At 27.5% G+C, this 25,213-nt stretch carries 20 protein-coding genes and 1 pseudogene; 13 read left to right on the top strand and 8 right to left on the bottom strand.

Going from position 1 to position 25,213, the window contains the following annotated elements; all coding sequences use genetic code 11:
* Window positions 1-418 precede the first annotated feature (418 nt).
* Complete coding sequence (locus tag NSA50_RS12550) at window positions 419-1,249, top strand: ABC transporter substrate-binding protein (RefSeq protein ID WP_257445497.1); 831 nt, start codon at window positions 419-421, stop codon at window positions 1,247-1,249.
* 19 nt (window positions 1,250-1,268) lie between these two features.
* Here the strand turns inward: NSA50_RS12550 and NSA50_RS12545 are convergent, their stop codons facing one another.
* The 3 genes from NSA50_RS12545 to NSA50_RS12535 all read right to left on the bottom strand — a co-directional run bounded on the left by NSA50_RS12545 (window position 1,269) and on the right by NSA50_RS12535 (window position 2,976).
* Window positions 1,269-1,415 carry a hypothetical protein gene (locus NSA50_RS12545; protein WP_195263790.1) on the bottom strand — a complete coding sequence of 49 codons (147 nt, stop codon included), beginning with the start codon at window positions 1,413-1,415 and terminating at the stop codon, window positions 1,269-1,271.
* 139 nt (window positions 1,416-1,554) lie between these two features.
* Complete coding sequence (locus NSA50_RS12540; protein ID WP_195263791.1) at window positions 1,555-1,710, bottom strand: zinc-ribbon domain-containing protein; 156 nt, start codon at window positions 1,708-1,710, stop codon at window positions 1,555-1,557.
* Window positions 1,711-1,881: 171 nt separating this feature from the next.
* Window positions 1,882-2,976 carry an endospore germination permease gene (locus tag NSA50_RS12535; RefSeq protein ID WP_257445493.1) on the bottom strand — a complete coding sequence of 365 codons (1,095 nt, stop codon included), beginning with the start codon at window positions 2,974-2,976 and terminating at the stop codon, window positions 1,882-1,884.
* Window positions 2,977-3,210: 234 nt separating this feature from the next.
* Here NSA50_RS12535 and NSA50_RS12530 point away from each other — a divergent pair, with 234 nt between their 5' ends.
* The 5 genes from NSA50_RS12530 to tyrS all read left to right on the top strand — a co-directional run bounded on the left by NSA50_RS12530 (window position 3,211) and on the right by tyrS (window position 9,564).
* Complete coding sequence (locus NSA50_RS12530; RefSeq protein WP_257445491.1) at window positions 3,211-4,626, top strand: spore germination protein; 1,416 nt, start codon at window positions 3,211-3,213, stop codon at window positions 4,624-4,626.
* Entirely contained in the window at window positions 4,623-5,741 is a 1,119-nt protein-coding gene (locus NSA50_RS12525; protein ID WP_257445489.1) for a Ger(x)C family spore germination protein, read from the top strand. Before NSA50_RS12530 ends, NSA50_RS12525 begins: the two co-directional genes overlap by 4 nt.
* Before the next feature lie 127 nt (window positions 5,742-5,868).
* Window positions 5,869-6,948 (top strand): sensor domain-containing diguanylate cyclase, encoded by a 1,080-nt coding sequence (locus tag NSA50_RS12520; RefSeq protein ID WP_257445488.1) that lies wholly within the window; start codon window positions 5,869-5,871, stop codon window positions 6,946-6,948.
* Window positions 6,949-7,074: 126 nt separating this feature from the next.
* Window positions 7,075-7,488 carry a hypothetical protein gene (locus NSA50_RS12515; RefSeq protein ID WP_195263796.1) on the top strand — a complete coding sequence of 138 codons (414 nt, stop codon included), beginning with the start codon at window positions 7,075-7,077 and terminating at the stop codon, window positions 7,486-7,488.
* Between the two features lie 855 nt (window positions 7,489-8,343).
* Window positions 8,344-9,564 carry a tyrosine--tRNA ligase gene (gene tyrS, locus NSA50_RS12510; RefSeq protein WP_195263797.1) on the top strand — a complete coding sequence of 407 codons (1,221 nt, stop codon included), beginning with the start codon at window positions 8,344-8,346 and terminating at the stop codon, window positions 9,562-9,564.
* Between the two features lie 172 nt (window positions 9,565-9,736).
* On the opposite strand, the gene NSA50_RS12505 is transcribed toward tyrS, so the two are convergent.
* From NSA50_RS12505 to NSA50_RS12485, 5 genes are all read right to left on the bottom strand, one after another.
* On the bottom strand, window positions 9,737-11,179 hold the full coding sequence (locus NSA50_RS12505) for a sensor histidine kinase (protein ID WP_257445486.1): 1,443 nt from the start codon (window positions 11,177-11,179) through the stop codon (window positions 9,737-9,739).
* 2 nt (window positions 11,180-11,181) lie between these two features.
* Entirely contained in the window at window positions 11,182-11,865 is a 684-nt protein-coding gene (locus tag NSA50_RS12500) for a response regulator transcription factor (protein ID WP_257445484.1), read from the bottom strand.
* Between the two features lie 111 nt (window positions 11,866-11,976).
* On the bottom strand, window positions 11,977-12,321 hold the full coding sequence (locus tag NSA50_RS12495) for a hypothetical protein (RefSeq protein ID WP_195266824.1): 345 nt from the start codon (window positions 12,319-12,321) through the stop codon (window positions 11,977-11,979).
* Between the two features lie 66 nt (window positions 12,322-12,387).
* Complete coding sequence (locus tag NSA50_RS12490) at window positions 12,388-13,467, bottom strand: tetratricopeptide repeat protein (protein WP_257445482.1); 1,080 nt, start codon at window positions 13,465-13,467, stop codon at window positions 12,388-12,390.
* A 25-nt stretch (window positions 13,468-13,492) separates the two neighbouring features.
* The gene (locus NSA50_RS12485; RefSeq protein ID WP_257445481.1) at window positions 13,493-14,515 is read right to left on the bottom strand and encodes an Ig-like domain-containing protein; all 1,023 of its coding nucleotides are present in this window, start codon (window positions 14,513-14,515) and stop codon (window positions 13,493-13,495) included.
* Between the two features lie 188 nt (window positions 14,516-14,703).
* Here NSA50_RS12485 and NSA50_RS12480 point away from each other — a divergent pair, with 188 nt between their 5' ends.
* From NSA50_RS12480 to NSA50_RS12450, 7 genes and pseudogenes are all read left to right on the top strand, one after another.
* Window positions 14,704-16,749, top strand: a complete 2,046-nt coding sequence (locus NSA50_RS12480) for a hypothetical protein (protein ID WP_257445479.1) — start codon at window positions 14,704-14,706, stop codon at window positions 16,747-16,749.
* Between the two features lie 66 nt (window positions 16,750-16,815).
* Entirely contained in the window at window positions 16,816-17,070 is a 255-nt protein-coding gene (locus NSA50_RS12475; protein ID WP_195263803.1) for an EscU/YscU/HrcU family type III secretion system export apparatus switch protein, read from the top strand.
* A 132-nt stretch (window positions 17,071-17,202) separates the two neighbouring features.
* The gene (locus NSA50_RS12470) at window positions 17,203-17,889 is read left to right on the top strand and encodes a metallophosphoesterase (RefSeq protein WP_195263804.1); all 687 of its coding nucleotides are present in this window, start codon (window positions 17,203-17,205) and stop codon (window positions 17,887-17,889) included.
* Window positions 17,890-18,437: 548 nt separating this feature from the next.
* Window positions 18,438-21,134 (top strand): annotated as a pseudogene (locus tag NSA50_RS12465) (alpha-N-acetylglucosaminidase TIM-barrel domain-containing protein); the annotation flags it as partial.
* Window positions 21,135-21,143: 9 nt separating this feature from the next.
* Complete coding sequence (locus tag NSA50_RS12460; protein WP_306813940.1) at window positions 21,144-23,006, top strand: discoidin domain-containing protein; 1,863 nt, start codon at window positions 21,144-21,146, stop codon at window positions 23,004-23,006.
* Window positions 22,997-24,427 carry an LPXTG cell wall anchor domain-containing protein gene (locus tag NSA50_RS12455; protein ID WP_257445469.1) on the top strand — a complete coding sequence of 477 codons (1,431 nt, stop codon included), beginning with the start codon at window positions 22,997-22,999 and terminating at the stop codon, window positions 24,425-24,427. The genes NSA50_RS12460 and NSA50_RS12455 overlap by 10 nt, the downstream gene beginning before the upstream one ends.
* Before the next feature lie 365 nt (window positions 24,428-24,792).
* Window positions 24,793-25,137 carry an SGNH/GDSL hydrolase family protein gene (locus NSA50_RS12450; protein WP_257445467.1) on the top strand — a complete coding sequence of 115 codons (345 nt, stop codon included), beginning with the start codon at window positions 24,793-24,795 and terminating at the stop codon, window positions 25,135-25,137.
* The last annotated feature ends 76 nt before the right edge of the window (window positions 25,138-25,213 follow it).

Genomic DNA, 25,213 nt, shown 5'->3' with positions numbered 1-25,213 from the left:
TAGTTATTATAGATAAATATAAAGTAATTACATAAATGTGGTTACTATATATAAATGATAAAGTAACTACGAAAGTGTATTACTATAATTAAACGTTAAAGTAATAAAAAAAAAGTGTAGTTACTATAATTAAAGAGAAAGTAACTACATAAATGAAGTTAATATAGTTAAATAATAAAATATTTATATAAATGTGGTTACTTAAAATAAAGATAAATTGATTATATAAATGTAGTTACTATATAGAATAATTAAGTAACTACATTTTTATAGTTAAAGTTATAAAAATAAATTGATCTATTAAATACAAAATTATCTTATATATAAGTTATTGTAGTTATTAGTATTTGAATTAATAATATCAAGCGTATATTTTGAAATATATCTAGTTCAAGAAAAAATATGTGGAGGGGTAAACATGGTAAAAATAAATTTAAACTTAATAAAGAATAATCCATTAAGCTTAACAGCAATATTAGCAGACAGGCAAGGAATATTTAAAAAGTACGGTATAGATATGAATTTATATTTAGATGAAGATTTCTTCTTTAAGGGAAATATTGAGTTTCTAGAAGGAAGGTCAGATGCTATGATGGGAGACACAACATTTTTCTTTTATATGCTTGAAAAAGGAAAAAAAGCTGTTATAACTTCAAATTTAACAAGAACTATTAATTTAGTTGGAAGCAAAGACATTAATGGGGATTTGGAAGGAATAAGAGTTGGAGTAAATAGATCTGGACTATTTAGATTATTTTTAGAAAATGATTTAAAAGATATTATAAAGAATCCTAAAATAGTTTGGATTAATAATACATACGAGAGAATTGAGGCACTTAAAAAGGGGGAAATAGATGCTTTAGTAGCAATTGAACCTTTTGTATCAAAGATAACCAATGATGGTGGCAAAATAATTTGGGATTCAAGAAACAGTGATAAAAATTTAGTTATGTGGTGTTTTGATGAAGAATTTTATAATAACAATTCAGAAGGAGTTAAAAATTTTCATAAGGCATTAAACGAAGCAGCTAGAATATTTAATAATTCTTCAAAAGAAGATAAGGCTAATTATTTCATGGAATTTTGCGGATATTCAAAAGAATTAGCAGAAGGATTTAAAGATTTTATATTTGAAATAAGCGACAATTATAAAAAAGAAGATTTTGATTTATGCCAAGAATGGATGTATAGAGAGGGAGAAATTAAAAAAATATATAATGCAAGTAATTTAATAAAAAATATAATATAAAATTAATTTATAACCAATCTTAAGCTTTAACATAAAAAATATCTATTAGTAATAAAAATATTGCTGAAAGTAGTATAGCATCTATAGCCCAAAATGAAAATTTAAATATTAAAGAAACTAGCACCAGCAAAATTAATACAGTAAAAAATATTTTTAATGATTTCATTATATATGTCCTCCTATTATATAAATTATGTATAGATTATTAGTTTGTACAAAATTAATAAAAAAATACTTATTATGCAAAAAAAATCTTATAAATAAACAAAGACTAACCATTAAATGGTTAGTCTTTAAAACAGAAACTATCTTCTGTTGTTTTGAGCTTTTCTAGCCTTTCTACATTCAGGGCATCTTACTGGTTCATTGTCAAATCCCTTTTCTTTGTAGAATTCTTGTTCTCCAACAGTGAAAACAAATTCCTTTCCACAATCTTTACAAATTATTTTCTTATCTTCCATTTTAAAATCCTCCTTAAAATTCATAGGTATAAACTTGATAGGTTTCTTTTCTTAAGTAAGTTGAACTTTAAGGAAAGAATGTATCGAGATTTTCCTAATCATTTAAATTTTCAAAATAATTATACCATAAACTAAGATAAATTCAATAAGTAATATTAAAAAGTTTTTGGTTTATTTAGAATTTTTAGATAATTTCTCTTTGGATTTAAATTTTAAGTAATAAGTAGAAAATACTATAAGTGGTATTAAAACAAAACTAAATAAATTAATTATTTGTAAATACTTTAATACGTCATAAAGTATGTAGTTATTCATTCCTAAAAAGCTTGATAAAACAAATATTAAAAAAGTATATATACCTATGAAAAGACGTTTATTTTTAATATACTTGCCTAGAATTAGCAATATGCTATAAGTAGCCAACACATACTTAATAAAGAAACCTAATACTGTTTGAATTATGAAAAATAATTCACCAAATTCTAAAAATCCTGCAACTTCAATTCTTTGCCCTAATATAAATTCTGGATAAAAAATATTGGCTGATCTTAGTGGACCAAAAGCTGTAATTACTCCAACTATTGAGACAACGATAAAGGCAGAAGTTATAACTCCGGCATAAAGAGTATGTTTTCTTATATGTTCTAATTCATTTATATACTTTAAAAATGGTATTGCAATCATAAATGAGGAAAATCCACCTAAAATTAGGAAAAGAGAAACAGTAAAGCCTGAAGATATACCGTTTCCAAGTACAGGTAATAAATTATTTATATCCTTATAACTTTGGGTTAATGCAAAAAAGACTATTCCATTAATTATAACTACAAAAACACTTACTAAAACAAATATTAATATAGTACGTAACCTTTTATTAAAAATAAAAAGTGATGGAAGTATAAAAAATATTAATGCATACCAAACTGGAGTTTCAAGAAATAATGTAGAGTGTAATACATTAGCTTCAACAGCAGCTGATTCAATAGCATTTATAAATAAAGTAAGTACAAATATAAGCATTAAAATAATACTAATAGCTTTTGGCATAGAACGAGCAAAAATATCATTTATATCAAAAGTCTTAGTGGAAACACCAATATTAATTATGTACATTAAAAAGATAACAAATATAATTGACGCTATAAGAGAAGCTAGCCAAGTATCTCTTCCCCCTATATCTATGAATATAGATGGATATGTTTTAACAGATATAAGAGCCACCCCAATTACAAATAATATAAAATGTTTACTAGAAATTTTATTCATTATTAACCACCCTTCTTATGTTAATGGATAATGGATAATTGATAATGGACAATTAATGAAATAATTTAGCTTAGCTAAATTAGAAAAATATAAAAATAAACTCTGGAAGAGTTTAAACCTCAATTATCCATTATGCATTATCAATTATCCAATTGTTTCTTATTCCTTTTTAGTATTAGCAAAAAAATGAATATTAAACAGTTTTTCAACAAATAATACAATCAGGTGATGTATATGAATAATTTAGAATATGTGAAAGAGAAATTAAAAAACTCTTTTGATGTTAAGTATAGGCCAGTCCAAACAGTTTTAGGAAAGGCAACAGTAGTTTTCATTGATGACTTATGTAATGCAGAAATGATAAGTGAATATGTGGTTTCTCCATTACGTGGCACTGGTGAAATAGAACCGGAGAGTGGAAAAATTGAAACTCTAGAGCAATTAATAGAAAATTCATTAGATATTAATGCAGCAGGTATAGCTAAAGATTTAGATGATGCAATAATGCATATATTATCTGGTGACCCAGCAGTAATATTTGAAGGCTTAGAACAAGTATTATATGTAGAAGCAAAAGGATTTCCTGTAAGAGGGGTTGGGACTCCTGAAACAGAATCTGTATTAAAGGGACCAAGAGAAGGATTTAATGAATTAATAGTAAATAATGTTGCATTAATTAGAAGAAGAATTAAAAATCCAGATTTAAAGTTTGAAGCTATAGTTGTAGGAGAAAAATCTCAAACAGCAGTTGCTGTATGTTATTTAGATGGTGTTGCTCCAAAGGATTTAGTTGAAAATGTTAAAGAGAAGGTAAATAATTTAGATTTGAGATTTATTCTAGATACTAATTATGTTGAAGATGCCCTAAAAAATCAAAAAAGCTTTTTTGATACTGTAGGATATACCGAAAAACCAGATGAAGTTAGTGCTAAGTTACTAGAAGGAAGGGTAGCTGTAATAGTTGATGGTACGCCATTTGTTATTACTGTACCATATTTCTTTTTAGAAAATTTCCAAATGCCAGATGATTATTATTTAAATAAGTATTATACAAATTTTAATCGTATATTAAGATGGTTTGCATTTTTTATAGCAACATTAGTACCAGGATTATATGTAGCAATAATAACGTATCATTTTGCAATGATACCATCATTATTTATGTTTAGACTTGCAGTATCCAGGGCAGGAGTTCCATTCCCTACCTTTATAGAAGTAATACTAATGATGCTTGCCTTTCAATTTATAAAAGAAGCAGGACTTAGACTTCCACAACCAATAGGTGGTGCAATGAGCATAGTTTCAGCTTTAATTTTAGGAGATGCAGCAGTTGGAGCAGGGATAGCATCAAGAATAACAATAATAGTTGTAGCTTTAAGCACATTAGCATACTTTTTAATTCCAAAGCTTTATGGAGCAGTTTCATTTTGGGCAATAGTCTTAGTTGGATTTTCTGCTGCATTTGGTATACCAGGGTTTTTATGTGGATCCTTATTACTATTAATACAGTTAGCTGAATTAGATTCAATTGGATATCAATTTTTATTTCCAATTGGAAGTATTAACGAATATAGGTTTAAAGATGTTGTGCTTAGAGGAAGCTTAGGTAAGATTTCAAAGGATTTTATAAAAAAGGGGGATGAAAAATGAGATTTAAAAGATTAAGTAAGATTTTAGCAGTATTTTTTATTCCTTTATTTCTAGTTGGTTGCTTTAATTATAGAGATATAAATAAAGTTAGTTTTGCAACTAGTGTGATTTTTGATACAGATGACTTTGGAAGAGCCGTAGTTTATGTTGATTGTGTTAAGCCTTATAGAAGTACTAATGAAAGTTCAGATAAGGGGAAGAGAATAATATATAAAGGTGTAGGAAAAACAGCATTAGAAGCACTAAGAGATGTGAATTTAGCTTCAAGTTATGAATTAAATTATTCACAAAATAGAGCATATATATTTACTGAAAAGGCTGCAAGAGATGGAATAAAAAGATATGTTGATTTAATAAATAATAATCAAGAGTTTCAGATTAAACCTTATATGTTTGTATATTTTGGTGAAGTTGATGATTTGCTTAAAATTACATCAAGTGATGAAGAATATTTAGGATTATATTTAGAAGAGTTAGTTCATAAAAATAAGAGAAATCCTAGAGCAATGAGAGCAAATATAAATGATTATTTAAGTAATTCTATTACAGCTAGTGATACATATATTGTTGGTGCTATAGAAATAAGAGAAGATGCATTGGATAAAAAAATAGAAATTGGCGGTGGAGCAATAATCAAAGATAATAAATTAGTTGAAAAAATAGATTCAAAAGATGCTATGAGCTATAATTTATTTATGAATAATATTAGAAGAGGAACGCTTGAAATTTCTAATCCACAATCAGAACAAGGATTTATTACATTAGATATTTTGGATAATAGTACAGAAAGTAAACTTAAGTATGATGGAGAAAACATTACTTTAGTTAAAAATCTAGAAATGAAAGCTTCAGTTGCAGAAATACAAGGTAGGCTTATAGTTGATAATGAACTTTTGAAGTATATTAAAGATGTTAAAGAAGAAGAAATAGAAAGTTATTTGAAAGATATATTTAATAAGTATAAGGAAAAAGAAATAGATGTTTTTGAGATTGAAAGACTTTTTGATATATACTATCCTAAAGCAGCTGTATACAATCCAATTGCAGATACAAATTTAGAAGTAAATGTTAATCTAATAATTGAAGGAACTGGATTAGTCAAAGATAGCCTGTAATAAATACTACAATGAAAATGATTTAGAGGGCAAAAAGCTATTGATATTAAAAGGAAAATAAAGTAATATTAAGTTATAGATTATCTGAATTCGATTCATACTATGTAAGATGAGATGGGGAGGGAGTATGGACGATTATAAAGCAAGTTATCAGCAACTTAAGTTAGAGTACGAAAGATATCAGAAAATCACAGAAGAAAAAATACAAGAATTAAGTGCTGTTAATGTTCAGCATGAAAAAAACCTTGATATGCTTTCAAATGTAATATTAATTAGTAATTATATAAATTCAAATTTAAGTAGTAAAAATATAATACCTATGATAAATGATATGATAATAGGTATTATAGGGGTAACTCAATCTACAATATATTTGTTAGAAGACTCTAAATTTGTCATTAAGGCTACTAATGGTACAAATGATAGTATAGTTCTTACAGAAGAGTGTATAAAATACGTAAGTAAAAATAAAACATTTATTTTAAACTCAAAAGAACCAATTGTAAAAGATGAATTAAATAATATATATATTCATTCAAGGCTGGGAGTACCAATAAAAGTTGCTGAAAAATATATAGGATATATTGTAGTCGACCATACCCACTATAATTTTTTAACAGAATTTCATGAAATATTTTTAAGTTCAATAGCAAGCCAAATTGCAATAGCTTTAGAAAATTCTATTTTATATAAAAAGATAGAAAAGGCAGCTAAGTATGATTCATTAATAGGTATATATAATAGAAAGACTTTTTACGAAATTATAGAAGAAAGGTTATCTAATGGAAACATATATAAATATGCTATAGTAATGATTGATTTAGATAACTTTAAAAAGGTAAATGATACCTTAGGACATCAATTTGGTGATAAAGTTTTAATAGAAACTGCAAATTTAATTAGGAGTATGCTAGAGCCAAAAGATATAATTGCAAGATATGGTGGGGAAGAAATAATACTATATATAGATTGCAATAGTGATAACGAAGAGATATATATAAGAATAGATAAGATAAGAGATTCTGTATCAAGTAATTTGGTTTCAAATGAAAAGAATGAAAGAAGCATTACTGCAAGTTTTGGAGTAGGCTTTTATCCTAATGATGGAAATACCCTTGAAGCTGTTATTAATTGTGCAGATGTATGTCTTTACAAAGCAAAGCATGCAGGAAAAAATAAAGTTATGAGTTCACACTTTTTTAGATAAAAGATAGAGATTAAGAAGTTTCTCTATCTTTTATTATTTTTTTATATTATATTGTAAATATTTTCAGAAGAGTAGAATATATATAAATTAAGAGAATAAAAAATTCTATAAAAGGAGTGGATTCCAATGATTCAAGTTTTTTGCGCAAAGAGAGGAGCAGGTAAAACTAAAAGATTAATAGAACTTGCAAATGAACACTTAAGTGAAGCAAAAGGAGATTCAGTTTATATTGATGATGATTGCAGACGTATGATGCAACTTAAAGGTAAGATAAGGTTTATAAATACTAATGAGCTTGGCGTAATAGATTGTGATAGCTTTTATGGGTTACTTTGTGGCGTTATATCTCAAAATTATGATGTAGAAAATATATATATAGATGCTTTATCGAGTATAGTTACTAAAAATATGTCTGAATCTACTAAACTGTTTGGAAAGTTAAAGGAATTCTCTCAAAAATTTAATTTAAATTTGTATATTAATTTAAATTGTGAATGTACTGATGAGCTACCAGATTTCATAAGGGAATATGTGGCATAAAATCAATTAATAATTGACAATGGAGAAAGGACAATTAAGGATATAACTCAGGCTAGCTGAGTTATTGAAAATGAAAAATGAAAAATGAAAAATGAAAAAGTGAAAGAATTAAAGAAATAATTCACCTTCGGTGAATTATAAAAGAGTGAAAATGTTATGGGGATAGCTCAGGAGAGCCCAAGTGTTGAATGGGAATAAATAAAAATTAAGGGGTTAGTCCATAACTGAGAGAAGATTAGTTTAAAAAATTATAGTGTGAAAGAAGGGAAAGGTTGGGGTAATAGTTCAGGGATACTGAATTATTTAGAATTTTAGAGTGAATAAGTAATAAATGATTGAAAAGTAGTCTGGGAATCTGAATTATGCGAATTAAGAGGTTGTATGTATAGATATTATTTAAAATTTAGATTTGTATTTTAGCTTGAATTTTGAATAGTGAATAAGAGAATTCTAGCTATAATTTAGATGAACAGAATTAATAATAATTGGCATGAAATTAGTAGTGAGGGGCGGTTCAAATATATTGAATTGCTCCTTTTAAATTTATGAAAATTAAACATAATGATATGTATTAACTTTCCGATTTTCGTATAATTTCGAATACAATTCTAAATTTAATACATATCATTAATGAGGCTAATTCTTCATTTGATAATTTTAAGCTCAGCTGTAACTGCGCTCAACTTCACTAAGTATTCAATGCCTGCGCAGCTAGTTAGCTTGTGGAACATATCTACTTATCGTAGCATTATATTCTCAAAACATAACAATGGTATCATTAGTTGTTTTATTGTTGATAATATTTTAATAAAAAGATATACTATAATAAGTAAAATAAATAGGAGGTTACGTAGAATGGCTAATGTTTTAGACGAGTTATTAGATCGTGGATACATAAAGCAATTTACTCATGAGGATGAAACTAGAGAGTTGCTAGAAAAGGAGAAAATAACTTTTTATATAGGCTTTGATCCAACAGCGGATAGTTTACATGTTGGACATTTCATTGCGTTAATGTTTATGGCACATATGCAAAAGGCAGGACATAGACCAATAGCACTTCTTGGTGGTGGAACAGCAATGGTAGGAGACCCATCAGGAAAAACTGATATGAGAACTATGCTTACAAAAGAACAAATTCAACATAATGTTGATTCAATAAAGAAGCAAATGGAGAGATTTATAGATTTTTCTGATGATAAAGCAATATTAGTTAATAATGCAGATTGGCTATTAAACTTAAATTATGTAGATTTCTTAAGAGAAGTTGGAGTTCATTTTTCTGTAAATAGAATGCTTACAGCTGAATGTTTTAAACAAAGATTAGAAAAGGGACTTTCTTTCTTAGAATTTAATTATATGTTAATGCAAGGATACGACTTCTACGTATTAAATCAAAAGTATGGTTGCAAAATGCAATTAGGTGGAGATGACCAATGGTCAAACATGATTGCTGGTGTTGAATTAGTTAGAAGAAAGGCTCAAGGTCAGGCTATGGCAATGACTTGTTCTTTATTAACTAATAGCCAAGGACAAAAGATGGGAAAAACAGTAGGAGGAGCTTTATGGCTTGATCCAGAAAAGACTTCACCATTTGACTTTTATCAATACTGGAGAAATGTAGATGATGCAGATGTAGAAAAATGCTTATCATTATTAACATTTGTTCCAATGGATGAAGTTAGAGAAATATGTTCTGTAGAAGGAGCAGCTATAAATGAAGCTAAAAAGCGTCTTGCTTTTGAAGTTACAAAGCTAGTTCATGGAGAAGAAGAAGCAACTAAAGCTAAAAGTGCAGCAGAAGCTTTATTCTCTGGTGGAGTTGATATGAGCAATGTTCCTACAGTAACTATAAGTAAGGAAAAATTAGGATCAACTATTTTAGATATAATGGCTGAAAATAAAATAGTTCCATCTAAAGCAGAAGGAAGAAGATTAATTCAACAAGGTGGATTATCTTTAAATGGAGAAAAAGTAACTGAAGTTACTAGAACTTTAGAAGAATCAGATTTAGAAGATGGTTCAGCATTACTTAAAAGAGGGAAGAAAAACTATAATAAGATAGTTGTAGAATAAAAAACTTAAGGGAGTCGCGTTACGCGACTCCCTTAAGCTTTTGATTTAAAAATACTATTTTTAATCAAATTTAGATAACTACATAATAAGGAATATTCATATATTATTTATGAGAGATCACTATTATTTTCTAATGGTAAGGTTATTTTTATTTTTATTTCATTACCATTAACTAATTGCTATTTTCTAATGGTAAGGATATCTTTACTTTTATTTCATTACCATTAACTATACTAATTGAACCATTATGATCTTTAATAATTTCGTTACATAAGTATAATCCTAAGCCTGTACTATACTCATCATTAGAAAAATTTGACTTCGTAAAAGGCTCAAAAATATGGTTATAAACATCTTCAGGTATAGGATTTTCAACAATGTTAGTAATTTCTATATTATATTTATCATCAGAAGTGTAAGAGTTTACAGTAATTATAGAATCTTTGCTAGAATATTTTATTGCATTATCTAATACATTAATTAAAACTTCTTTTATTTTATTTGGTTTAAAGCGTACTATTTCGTTTAATATGTTTGAATTTATTTTTAAGTTATATTTTTCTGCTTTAATGTTTAAATCAGAAATTGTTTGATTAATAATTTCTGAAATATCTATATATTCATAAGTATCTTTTATTGAGGATAATCCTTTTGAAATTTTTATAATTTCAAGTACTAATGTATTTAATCTTTCGCTTTCTGAGTGAATTCTATCAATGGCACGATACTTAAATTCTTCATCATCTACAACATTTTCTAAAATCATTTCTGAATATCCAATAATTGAAGTTAAAGGTGTTTTAAGTTCATGAGTAACAGTATCAAAAAATATTTTTCTGCTTAAGGCTAATTTTTCAACCTTTTCTTTTTCTTTTTCAATATCTAAAATTTGCTCTTGAATTTTAGATTTCATATTAATAAATTCTCTAGACAATATAGATATTTCATCATTTTTTTTTGCATTGATATCTATATTTATTTCATAATTTCCTATACTTAATTCCTTTGAAGCTGAAGTTAATTTTTCTATTGGACTAACTATTTTATTTGTTAATCTATAAGAAATAGCAAATATAAAAATGATAAGTGATATTTCAATTAAAGTTAATATGCTTGTAGCTTTCATATAGTCTGAATAAAGATAAGTATAGTCCTTAGTTAAATTGATTATTCCAATGTAAGATTCATTAATTATTATTGGATAGGAAAGCATTCCAATAAGATTGTTATTGTTATATTTTATATCAACAATAGTTTTACCAGATTTAATATCAGGAATATTTTCAGCGAATTCAGGGTTAGCTTTTTCTAAATTAGAAGCAAGCACGTTACCATCTATATCGCATATTTGAAGGTTGCTATCATAGTTAATTGAAATATATTCTATTAAATATTTACTTTCTTGAGATAAAGCTTTATCTTTGTATAGATAATTTCTAACTGACAATGTATATTTAACAGATTCGCGAGTACTTTTCATTATTTCTTTTAATGAAGAGGTAACTGTGCTTTCCATATTATCTTTTAATATTTTTCTAACAGATATATTTAATGAAATTCCTAGTAGTACAATTGTAAGAGTAATAATTAAAGTGAATTTGAATTTAATTTTCATACTTACCTCATCATATATCCAACACCAAAAACTGTTTCAATCACAGAGGGTTGTCCGTTTGTATCAAGTTTGCTTCTAATTCTTCTTATATGAATATCTATAGTTCTTATATCGCCATCATAAGAAAACTCCCAAATATTATCTATAAGTTGTTCTCTAGAAAAAACTTTATTTCTATTTTGAACAAAGAATTCAAGAAGTTCATATTCTTTTGGTTTTAATTGAATAACTTCATCATTTTTTAAAACAGTTCTGTTATTAAAATTAATCTTTATATTTGAATTTATCTTAATGAAATTTTTATTATCTTTAGAAGCAGACTTTTCAATACGTCTAAATACAGCCTTTATTCTGCTTGTTACTTCTTTTATATGGAATGGTTTAGTGATATAATCATCAGCTCCAAGTTCAAGGCCGAGAACTTTATCAAATACATCATTTTTAGCTGTAAGAATTATAATAGGAATAGTATATTTAGAGTTTATATCTTTACAAAAGTCAAAACCACTTCCATCGGGTAAGTTTAAGTCTAACAAAATTAAATCGGGTAAAGTGCTATTTAAAAAATCATTAGCTTCTTTTAAAGAAAAGACACTATAAGGTAAATAGCCTTCAGCTTTCAAAGTATGGAACAATATATCATTTATTGATTTATCATCTTCAATAATAAGAACTTGAGTATTCATTACATATTCTCCTTAATATGGATATTATAATTTAATTATATTAAATATATTTTAAATAATAAATAGGGTATAAAACTATTAGTTTAATATTACGAATCAATTAATTATTCGTTATAATAAACCTGCTTTTTTTTCTTCAAATACTTTATATTTAGTCCATGGATAATGTCCATTATAAATAATAGTACACCATAACACATACATTACAATTAATCCCCATATACTCACACTTTCATTTTTAGTAAAGTCAGTAATAAAATTTATTATTTTGTCACTAAAAATCCCATAAAGTATTATAGGAAGAGTTACTATTATTGAATTTATAGTATTAGTTTCCTTGGTCAATTCAATCCTAGTATTACATTTATCACATCTTAGTTTATACCATGGACTACAAAAAATATTTGATATAATCATGTATTTAAACCTTTTTCCACAATTAGGACAAATTCTCATTACATTACTCCCCTTTAATCTCCTATTTATTTCTTAACTATCTTTTATCAACTACGTCTTATATAACTAAGGTGTATATTGTCTATAGATTGAGTAAGCAGCTCCATTCTTTAGTTCTATCCAACAAAGGGTTTCCTTATGAGTTACAGGTTTACCATCACTTACATCAAGATCTCCTATATCCATTGGATTTCTTAAATTGATATAATTTATAAAATCATTAAATGAAGCTTTTTCATTTATAGAAGAATTTTCTGGTGGAGGCACATTATATCCTAATGCTAGAAAATCGTGATTTAATAATTGGAAGCTGCAATTACTTGATATCTCATAGGTGGTTAATTTACTATTATTATTTCTTATATAATAACCATCTGGAACATAAGGTTCTCCATTTTCTTTATAAGCAATTTTTTCGTTATCTTTTAATGCTTCTCTTAAGGCAATTTCATTTCCAAAGTAAAATTCAATTAAGTCAACATCTATATAGGTTTTTCCATCAACAGTATATATATTATTTATAAATCCAATTTGTTTATCATAAACATTTTCTAAAACTGTTAAAGTAAATTCTACCTGCCTGCCATACTCTTCATTTGTGCCATAATAAGTGAAAGTACCAGCGCTTGAAGTATCAACAGTTGCTACATTCCAAGTTAAAGGAATTGAAAGCGACTCTCCATTTATAACAGTAGTAACACTTCCAGGAAGGTTATATTCTGATTCTTGATAAATAGAATCTGTAAGCTTAATTACTTCAAATTTAGATGATATTTCTTTAGCTATTGATTTCATATTTTCATTATCAACATTATTAGCTAAAGCAGATTTTATTATAAAGTAAGCATCATCATATTTATTAGAATTCATATAAATATCTTTTATTTGTAAATATAAATCCTTATTAGATTTATCTAAAGAAATTGCTTTATTAAAATAGGCTTTTGCCTCATCATATTTATTATCAGTTAGAAGCTTTTTAGCATTGGTAATAGCTTCATCAACTTCATTTTCTTCAACTAAAATTTCATTTTGAGTATCATTAGAAACTGTTACTTTTTTAGTTGTGTCAGTACAAGCAAAAAGAGAAGTGCTTAGTATTAAAAAAAGTGGAATAATAGTTAGTTTTATAAATTTTTTATTCACTGTAAAGTCTCATTTTAAAATATTTTTATGGTAAGTATTGTTCAGAAATCTTATAAACCGAGCCATTCTTTATATCAACCCAAACCAGTAGTATTCTTGCATTATTATTTTTAGTATCATTAAATGTTTTTGAAAAATTATCATAAGAAGAATTTACTGGTGTTCCGCTACTTTCATAATTTTCAAGGTTTAGAGTAGCTGCACATAAAGAATATAAACAATCATCATTTATTTGGTAGGTAGTAATATCTTCAGAGTTATTTCTTATCCAAACTGGAGCTGGTAAAAAGTATTCTCCATTTTCATCAATTCCGGCTTTTCCATCTTTAATAGCTTCTCTAAGGGCCTCTTCTCTTCCTAAATAAAATTCAATTAAATCTAAATTAATATATAATTTTCCATTGTCCATATAAAAATCTTTTACCCATCCAATTTGCTTATCATAAACATTCTCCATAACTGTAATTTCCATATTCACTTTTCTACCATAATCTTCATTAAAGCCTTCATAAACAAATGTCCCTGCAGTTGAGGAGTCAACTACTTGATTATCCCAAGTTACAGGAATTGATATAGATTCACCTGAAATTACGGCCTTTACTTCATTTGGTAAGGTGTAGCTAGTATCTTGATATATGGATAAATTTATGTTTATAGATTCAAATTTAGATGAAATATCTTTTAAAATTGATTTCATATTCTCAATATCTATAGTATTTGTTAAAGCTGTTTTTATAATAAAATAGGCATCATCAAATCTATTAAAGGACATATATATATCCTTAATTTTTAAATAAACATCCTTATTATTTTTGTCTAAGGATATAGCTTTATTAAAAGATTCCTTAGCCTCATTAAATTTATTTTGAGCAAGATATTCCTCACCAATTTTTATTGCTTCATTTATTTCATTTTCTTCCGAGGAAATTTCATTTTTAGTATCTTCCGATATAGTTATTTTTTTAGAAGTATTTTGGCAAGATACAAGTACCGATGATATAGTAATAACAGATATAATCATTATTTTAGAAAAAAGTTTTTTATTCATTTTTAACCTCCATGTAAATTCTATATTTATATCATATAAGGTAAAAATTTCTAAAGATTATATAGTTATTTCTAAAATATTTCCAAGTGAAAATTATTTAATCATAGAGTTTATAAATTTATATATGTTAAGATGTTAGATAAAGTATTCGACATTATAAATAATATAGATGTATATGAGGTGGAGTTATGCCAGGAGTTTTTAATGTAGGTAATTCATATAATACAAATAATAAAAGAATATCTAGTAAGCTAACTTTTGATTCTGGTGAGAAGTTTTCAGGAAAAATAATTAAAAAAGATGATAAAAATGAAGTTACTATAAAGCTAATAGATGGTTGGGAATTTTCTGCACAAATAGACGGAGATATAGAAGGATTAGAAAATGGATTACAAAGATTTCAAGTTGAAGGCTTTGTTGACGGAAAATTAAAGTTAAAAGTTATTGCTAAGAATATCAAAGGTGATGAATTAGCACAAGGTGAGTTTAATGATATAATTTCTAGTTCAGGCTTAAGTAAAGATGACGTTGCTTTATTAAAATCAATGTTAAAATTTGATATTCCTCTTACTAAGGAAAATATAAGAGAAATTAAGGGACTAATTCAATTTCTAGATAAAATACAGGTAAATCCAAAGGAAATAGATGAATTTATATCTAAGTATTTAATGGGGAAGGGAATATCTCAAAATAGTGAAGAAGGAATAAAAATTAATAATGTATTAAAGGAGTTTTTAGGAGAGTTTAAAACTTTATCTCATGATGATATTTTATTGTTTATCGAAAATGATATGGAATTTAATAAAGAAAATATAAAAGGATATAATAATTTATTTAAAGGAAAAGAAAGTATATTAAAAGTACTTGATAAAATTTCTAATTCAATACCTGAACTTAATAAATTTACAAAGGAACATATGCTAGAAAGTAATTTAAAGCAAAGTATTGAAAATTTAGATATTAGTACCATAAGTCCTAAATCTATAGATGTAGAGGGACAAAATGTAGAGGGACAAAGTGTAGAAGAACAAAAAATTACAAAAGTACCTCAACATATTAATGAGCAAGAGACAAGTATTAATAATAAATTAGCTAATGATGTTTATCAAAAGAGTGATATGGGAAATGCAAAAGTTAGTATGTTATCTCTTCTTAAATCTATTTCAGGTCAAAATGAAGATTTACTTAACACATCTTTAAAAGATATATTAGCTAATAGAAGAATGGAATTTACAAGTAGTGAATTTGATAGAGTTTTCAATTTAATAAATACTATTAAGCCAGAAGAATTAATAAATAAGATTAAAGAAACTATATTTGAATTTAATGATATTGGTGCTCAAAATATAGTAGATGATTTTAGTAATTATTTGAATAAAACTAATAATGAAACTTTAGGTGTAAAAGAATCCTTAGATTTTAGTAAAGGACAATTAGAAAAGGTACTTTCAAATGTTATGGGAAGAGGTATAACATTAACAGAAGAGGAATTTTCAAAATTAAAAGATGTTATTAATTTAAAAAATCAAGAAATTATAGACAATGATACACATCAAGGTCAAAAGATAAATGATTTAGCTAAAGATATACTAACTAAAGATAATATTATTGGTACTAATAGTAATAATATTGATAAATTAAATGATAATAATATAATAAATAAAAATCTAACTAAAAGTATTCCAACAAAAGAATTAATAGAAGTTTCCCTAAATAAAGGAACAGAAGGAAGTAAAGAAATAATTAAAGATTTAATATCTAATTTAAAAAGCGAATCTTTAATATCAGAGAAGATTTTAGATATTATAAAAAATAATATTAGTGATATAAAAGTATTTAATAAGATAAGCTCAGAATATTATTATGCAGATATTCCAGTTAGTATAAAGGAAAGAGAATATCCTTGTAAGATAATAGTAAAGGACAATAGAAAAGAAGGTAAAAAGATAGATAGTACAAACGTTAAGATGGTAGTAACAGTGGAAACTAAGAATTTAGGTACAGTAGATGGATATATGGAAGTATTAGATAAAAAAATAAATATAGAATTAAAGTGTGAAGAAAAATTTGTTAAAATAATTGATATGACAAAGAGCAAGTTAGTTAATAATATAGAAAGTATGGGTTTTTTAGTTAATGTAAAAGTATCTAAGAAGGAAAATGAAGTTTCATTAACATCATGTAGAGAATTTTTTAATTCTAATTCAGGAGTATCACTTGATAGAAGAGTATAAATAAGCATTTATAAATTTAGGAATATCACTTAATAGAAATTAGAGTTATTATCTTTAGGAGGAGAAATGAAGTATAGAAAAAAAGCAGCAGCTTTAAAATATGAAGAAAATTTAATGGCTCCAACTGTTACTGCAAGTGGTATGGGACACATTGCAGATAAAATACTTGAAAAAGCAGAGGAAAATGATGTTCCTATAGTGTATAATAAGGAATTAACAGACTTGCTTTGTAATGTTGATATAGGTGATTATATACCATCTGATCTTTATGAAGCAGTAGCTCATATTATTGCATATGTAACAGACTTAGATAGTTTTTAGATGTATGAAAGTAAATAAATACTGAATATGCTTTTGAAATATGGGCTTTCATATTAGTTTAATAAATAATATTATATAGGTAAACTAATATATAATGTTAAGAAATTTATGTCAGAAAGGTGAGTAGATTAAATGGCTTTATATGCTATTTCAGATCTTCATCTTGCTTTTACAACAGACAAACCAATGGACATATTTGGAGCAAAGTGGCTTAAGCATGATGAAAAGATAAAAGAAAATTGGATAAAAAAAATCACAGATGAAGATACAGTGCTTATAGCTGGAGATATATCCTGGTCAATGAGATCAGATGAAAGTAAAGTTGATTTAGATTGGATAGATGCATTACCAGGGAAAAAAATAATTTCTAAGGGAAACCATGATTATTGGTGGGGCGGAATATCAAAGCTTAATAGAATGTATGAAAATACGAAATTTCTTCAAAATAATTTTTATACTTACGAGGACTATGCTATTTGCGGATCAAGAGGATGGATTTTAGAAGGCAGTGATAGATTTACAGAAAAGGATAAAAAAATATTTGATAGAGAGATTATAAGATTAAGACTTTCCTTAGATAAAGCTAAAGAAGCAGGATATGAAAATATAATAGTTATGATACACTATCCTCCAATGAATGAGAAAAGAGAAAATTCAGCATTTATTGATTTATTTAAAGAATATGGGGTTAAGAAAGTAATATATGGACATCTACATGGACCTTCATTAGCAAATGTGCTAAATGGAGAGCATGAAGGAATTGAATACTTAATGACATCATGTGATTTTTTAAACTTTGATCCAAAAAGAATACTTTAAAGATGGGGCTGTATCAAAATAAATTTTGATATTAGCCAATAAAAGAGAAGTTTTAATTAGAGCTTCTCTTTTTTTGCATACTTTGCGCATATATAAATAATATACAAAATTTCTATTTAAGTTTAAAAGCGTCTTTAAGTAGAATAAATGGTTTAAAAGGGGCTCGCGTTTCGCGAGGCCCTTTATAAAAATAAGATATTAACTTTTTTTGGCAATAAAGATTACTTGAAATTGAATAAATTTTATATTAAATAGATTCCTAAGACTTCTCTATTTATTATTTATAGTAAATTTGGTTAAAAGTATATTTTTTTAGTATATTTTTGTTCATAAAAAGTTTAAAAAAAGTATAACAACTGTTATTGACATAGTTAAGTAAAGTAGGTTAAAATTTCTATGTAAATGAATACAAATTATATTGGCGTGTAACTATGAAAATAGGCATTAGCTGAAAAGGGAATTGTCTCTTTTTGGCTTTTTTTATTTTTAGAATTTATGTATTCGTTTAAATTAGTAAAAATACATACATTTCAAGGAGGAAATTATTAATGAAAAACGTTAAACAGCATATAGCTAAAGCCCTAGCTATAACAATTACTTCAAGTATGCTTACCTCTATACCATTTGAAGTACAAGCTTCTGTAGGTAATAAAATAAGCGCTGATAATATAAAGATATCAGCAAAAAGCAATACTTCGGGACATGATGTAGAACTTGCTATTGATGGTGATCCAAGTACTTATTGGGAATCATCAAATCATTTCAGATGGGTAGAACTAGAGTTAGATGGAACGTATGACTTATCAGCAATTAAGTTAATTAATAAAACTAATGGGTATTATAATTATAATATTTATTTAACAACTGATGGGGAAAACTATACAAAAGTTGCATATAAAGATAATGAAGAAAATGCAACAGTTGAAGGTGATTTATATAATTTAAATAATGTAAAGGCATCTAAAATAAGAATAGATGTTACATTTAGTTCAGATAATAATGATTCAAATATAGCTGAAATCGAATTATATGGTGAAAAGATTTCAGATGAAAGAGTAGAAGAAAAAGCTATAAGTGTAGAGAACTTTAGTGAAACAAAATGGGCAGAAGAGTATAGTAAATTTGAAAACGATGTAAATTATGCATCTCAAAAGACAATACAAGAAATGTATGATATGGTTGGAAGAGTTATTGGAGATGAATACAAAGATAAATTCCAATTTGAATTAATAAGCCAAACTTCATCAGGAACAGATGTTTTTGAGGTTGAAGATGGAGCTGATGGAAAAGTAGTAGTAAGAGGGAATGATGGTGTTTCACTTGCATCAGGATTTAATTACTATTTAAAAAATTATGCAAAGGTTATGTACAATCCTATAATGGGGTCAAATTTAAATATGCCAGAAGTTTTACCTAGTGTTGGAGAAAAGGTTGTCATAGATACACCTTATGAACAAAGATATTCTTTAAACTTCTGTACTTATTCATATACAATGGCATTTTGGGATTGGAATGAGTATGAAGCATTTTTAGATTGGTCAGCAATGAATGGATATAATCTAATTTTAGATATTGTTGGACAAGAGGAAGTATTAAGAAGAACTTTAAATAAATTTGGATATTCAGATGAAGAAATAAAAGAATATATATCAGGTCCAGGTTATTTTGCATGGTTCTATATGCAAAACATGACAAGCTTTGGAGGAGCATTACCAAATAGTTGGTTTGAAGATAGGACAGAGCTTGGAAGAAAAATGCATGATAGAATGCAAACTTTAGGTATAACACCAGTACTTCAAGGATATTCAGGTGGAGTTCCTTTAGACTTTACTGAGAAAAATCCAGATGCTCAAGTTATTAAACAAGGTGAATGGTGTGGTTTTGATAGACCTGACATGCTTAGAACCTATGTGGCTGAAGGTGAAGAGGATTACTTTGCAAAAGTTGCAGATGCATTTTATGAAGCACAAAAAGAAGTTTTTGGTGAAGTAAGTGATTATTATGCTGTTGATCCATTCCATGAAGGTGGAAATACTGGAGGATTAGATAATGGCAGAATTTATTCAACAGTTCAAAATAAAATGTTAGAGCAGGACGAAGATGCAATATGGGTAATTCAGCACTGGCAAGGAAATCCAGATAATGCAAAGCTTTCAGGTCTTAATAAAGAGCACTCATTAATATTAGATCTTAATTCAGACTTAAATCCAGATTGGAAAAGATTTGATAATCAAGACTTACCTTGGGTATGGAATATGCTTCATAACTTTGGGGGAAGAATGGGATTAGATGGACAGCCAGAGATATTAGCTAATAATATCCCAAGTGCCTATGCAAATTCAGAAAACATGAAGGGGATAGGTATTACTCCAGAAGCAATAAATAATAGTCCAATAGCTTATGAGTTAATTGGAGATATGATTTGGACAAGAGATTCTATAGATTTTAGACAATGGACCATGGATTATATTGAAAGACGATATGGTAAGGAAAATGCTGATATTCAAGAAGCATGGAAAATATTATTAGAAACTGCATATAAAAAGACAAATGATTACTATCAAGGAGCAGCAGAATCAGTAATAAACGCAAGACCAGCTAAACAAATCAATAGTGCTTCAACATGGGGACATAGTAAAATACCTTATGATAAGGCAGAATTAGAAAAAGCTTTAGAGCTATTTATAAATGCATATGATGATTTAAAAGGTAGTGAAGCATTTATATATGATTTCTTAGATGTAACAAAGCAAGTTTTAGCAAATTATGCATAGGAATATCATAAAGAAATGGTTGCTGCTTATGATAACGGAGATATAAATAACTTCAAAAAGATTTCTACTCATTTCTTAGAGTTAATAAAGCTTCAAGAAAATGTTTTATCTACTAGTCCAGAATTCTTAGTAGGAACATGGATAGAGCAAGCTAGAACTATGCTTGAAGGTGCAGATGATTGGACTATGGATTTATTTGAATTCAATGCAAGAGCTTTAATAACTACATGGGGAGATTATAAAAATGGTTCTTTAAAGGATTACTCAAATAGACAATGGGCTGGTTTAACTAATGATTTATATTATAAGAGATGGGAAATGTGGGTTAATAACGTAACAAATGAATTAGAAGGAAAACCTACTCAAAATATAAATTGGCATAAAGTTGAATATAAGTGGGCTAATGAAAAAACTACTGAAAATAATAGATATGCAACAACAGGTTCAGGAGAAGATTTAGGAGCTCTTGCAAAAGAAGCTATGGATAAATTCTCTGTAACTAATATGGAAGCATTTTTAGAAGGTGGATCAAGTGCAGTAGAAAAAGTTAATATTGCACTAGGTAAAAACGTAGTAATCGAAGGCGTTGAAACAGCTTCAGGATTCCCAGCATCTAATTTAACTGATGGAACTACAGGAAGTGCCTGGATGCCATCAGAAGCTAAATGGCCTGTTACAATGACTATAGATTTAGAAGAGGAAAAGAATCTTAATGGTATAGCCTTTGCTCCAAATCAAGCAGCAGGTGGGTTCCCAATAACTTATAAAGTAGAAGTTAGAAATGGAGCTACTTGGAGTACTGTTGCAGAAACTATAGACGGTACTATTACAGGAACTATATCAATAGATTATAAAGGAACTGCTGATGCAGTTAGATTTACTTTTAATAGTACTGATTCAACTCTAGTACCAGAAATGAGAGAATTAATGGTATATGAAAATGCAGGCGAAAAAGTAGAATACGATAATGTTGCACTTAATAAGCCTGTAGATGTAAAAAATGTAGGAACAGATAGACCTGCGTCAAATATTACAGATGGAGACGATAATACATTCTGGTCTGCAACAAGTGAAGGAATAGGTGCTGAGATAACTGTAGATTTAGAAAAGAATGAAATGGTTGATTTAGTAGAGGTTGTTTTTGAAAAGGCAAAATTACCATTCCAATTTGAAGTGAGAGCAATTGAAGCAGATGGAACTGAAACAACTATTCTGGATAAAAAATCAGAATCAAATGCATTAGAAAGAAGATATCAAATACCTGTAGAAAGAGAAATAAAAGGTATTAAATATATATTAACAGGTAAAAGTGGTGCTGGTGATTTTCCAGGTGCATGGGCAGCCTTAGCTGAAATAAAGGCTTTAAGAGAAAAAGAAGTTGTAGTTGAAGCCATCAATGTAGCTTTAGATAAGCCTGTAACAGGAAGTGATGCAGAAAGCGGAAAGCCTCTTTCAAATATAACAGATGGAAAAGAAGATACATTATGGATATCAAACGGTGGAGTAATGCCAGCAAATGCTCAAATTGATTTAATTAACTCTTACTTCGTTGAAAATATTGAGTTAATTTTTGAAAAGGAAGGTTTACCATTCCAATTCCATGTTGATGTAATTGACTCAAATGATGTAGTTCATACAGTATTAGATATGAGAGAAAATGATACTGTTATAGATCATAAATATACAATACCTGTAGGAAAAAATATAAAAGCTATAGATGTTAAAATAACTGGTAATAATGGACAAGGAACTTCTTACTTAGCATGGCCAGCAATTGCAGAAGTTAAGGCTTACTCAAAGCCAGAAAATGTAGCTTTAAATGCAACTGTAAATCCAGATACAGGAGCAGCATTAGTAGATGGAAATGAAACAAATGGAATTACAATAAGATCAGGAGATGTTAAAGAATATATTATAGACTTTGGTAAGATAGTGGATATTAACACAATTGAAACAATAGGTAAAGCATATGGTGGATTAAAATACACAGTTGAGTATAGAAGTATGGAAGATGAAAATGAGTGGATAAGCTTCCTTGATAAGAGTGCTAACACTAATGCTTCAGAAAAATTACTAACTGCATTAAAGAATCCAATTACTACAAATGCAGTGAAAGTTAAATTTATTAATGAGTCATTTACTATAAATGAATTTAAAGCTTATAAGGCAGATGCAACAGGTAAGCTATTAACTTATATAGGTGAATTAGAAAAAACTTATAATAGTACTATTGTTGGAGAGCTTTCAGGACAATATCCACAAGAAGCTAAAGATGCATTATTATTATCAATAAATAATGCAAAGGCTGCTTCACAAAAAATGGAATTAATTCTATGGAAGTAGACCAAGAGATAGTTAAGCTTAAAACTGCGTTAAATAGTTTCTACTCACAAGTTGTTACCATTAATAGAAGACCGCTATTAACAACAATTAGTGATGCAAATATAGTATTAAATGCTTTAAAAGATAGTTTAAATGCAGAGGAAAAAGTAGAAAGTAAAGCTATAATAGATGATAGAATAGCTAAGTTAGAAGCAGGAATAGCAGAAGCAAATGGAGTTCATGAAACTAAGTCTGTAACTCAAGGACAATTAAATGAAGCTGAAGCTAAGCTTAAAATATTAATTGAGGAAGGCTATGCAGAATTAGATGCTCATAATAAATATAAGGTAGAGTTATCTATAGCAGAAGATCGAGTAAATAATGCAGTTGCTGGTGAAGGTGATGGTCAGTATTTACAATCAGATATTGATGCTTTAAAAGCAAGTATTACAAAGTCAAAATCAGATTATGAAATAGCTAAAACTGTGGAAGAAGTAAAATCTATTACGGAATCATTAATAAAATCTGTAAAAGATTTTGAGGCGAAGGTTATAGTAGTTAATAAAGAATCATTAGCTAATGCAATATCAGATGCTGAAGAAATAGCAAAAGATGCAGATGGAAAGTATTATGCTTCAGCAATTGAAGTATTCATAAATGAAATAAATAATGCTAAGGCTATTTTTAATGATGAAAATGCTAGTCAATCATCAGTAAATAATGCTATTGAATCTTTATTAAACGTACAAGCTAAGTTATTAGAGTCAATTATTCCAGATAAAACAGAGCTAAAGAGTTTAGTTAATGATGCAAATGCTTTAGTTAAGAAACTTGAAGCATATGATAGCTTAAAGGATTTAAAGGAAGAGTTATCTAGTGTAATAAAAAATGCTAATGTTGTTATTGAAAATGAAGATGCAACAGTAGAACAAATTGCAGAAGTAATTAATTCTTTAAAAGATACTATTAGAAAGGCAAATGATAGTATTAAAGGATTTGAATCAGTTTCAAAATCTGAGCTTCAAGATACTATAGATAAAGCTGAAGCCTTAAATAAGAAGGATTATACAAAGAACAGTTATTCTGTCCTAGAAGAAGCTATTAAAGAAGCTAAAAAACTTATAAGTAAAAATGATGTTACTCAAAGTGAGGTTGATGCAGCTACAGCTAGAATTAATAATGCTATGAATAAGCTTGTTAAGATTAATCAAGATAACAATGGCGGAAATAATAACGGTGGAAGCAACAACAACGGAAGCAATAACAGTGGAAGCAACAATAACGGAAGTAATAATAATGGTGGAAGCAATAACAGTGGAAACAATAATAGTAGTAACAATAATAATTTACCACAAACAGGAGGTGCTTCACCTATAGTAACTTTGGTTTTAGGAAGTGCAGTTGCAGCAGTAGGTGGACTATTCTTAAAAAAGAAAAAGTAATATTGGTGTAAAACAAAAGAATCTACATCTTAGTGAAAACTAAGGTGTAGATTTTTTTATTTAAAAATATTTTTAAACAAATATATGTCAATAGTTACATTCCTTATGGATAGAATAATGAAATAAGTACAAGTTTCTTTGCCATTCTTGGTGGATTCGTAGCACCAATATTTGAACCATTAGGTTTTGAACATGGCAAGCTAGAGTATCAATATTAACAGGACTTGCTGCTAAAGAAGTTATAATAGGTATTATTGAAATAGTATTATAATCTTAGTAAAACACTTTAATAAGGAAACAGTAGGTGGAACAGCTAATTTAGTAAAATAAGAGCTAAAAAACTATTTTATTATGCAATAGATAACTTGGATAAAACAACAATAGCAGGAGCTATGCAGTGGATATTGCACACTCTAAAATCAAATTTCCCTGATGCTAAAATAATATTTGTATCGGTTCATAAAATGGCTAGTAGAAAATACGATAGGCAAGTAGCATTTCATAGTTTATGCCAAGATATTTGTAATAAGTATTCAATACCAGTTGCTGATATTTTTAATAAAGGGAATTTAAATACTTTCTTTGAAGGACATCATAAATATACAAATGCTACAGATTCAATGCCAAATGGAGATACAACACACCCAAAAGAAGAAGGATATATAAAATTCTATTTACCTTTAATTTATGATGTACTAATTAATATTTAAAATAAATTAACTCAAAAGAGCTTACATGTGTAGGCTCTTTTTATATAAAAAATAAGAAAGAAGGAATAAAGAAATG

The sequence above is a fragment of the Clostridium mucosae genome, from assembly GCF_024622765.1.
In the GTDB taxonomy this organism is placed as follows: Bacteria; Bacillota; Clostridia; order Clostridiales; family Clostridiaceae; genus Clostridium.
Note: the sequence above shows the minus strand (reverse complement) of the source record. Positions and strands in the feature narration are given on the sequence as shown.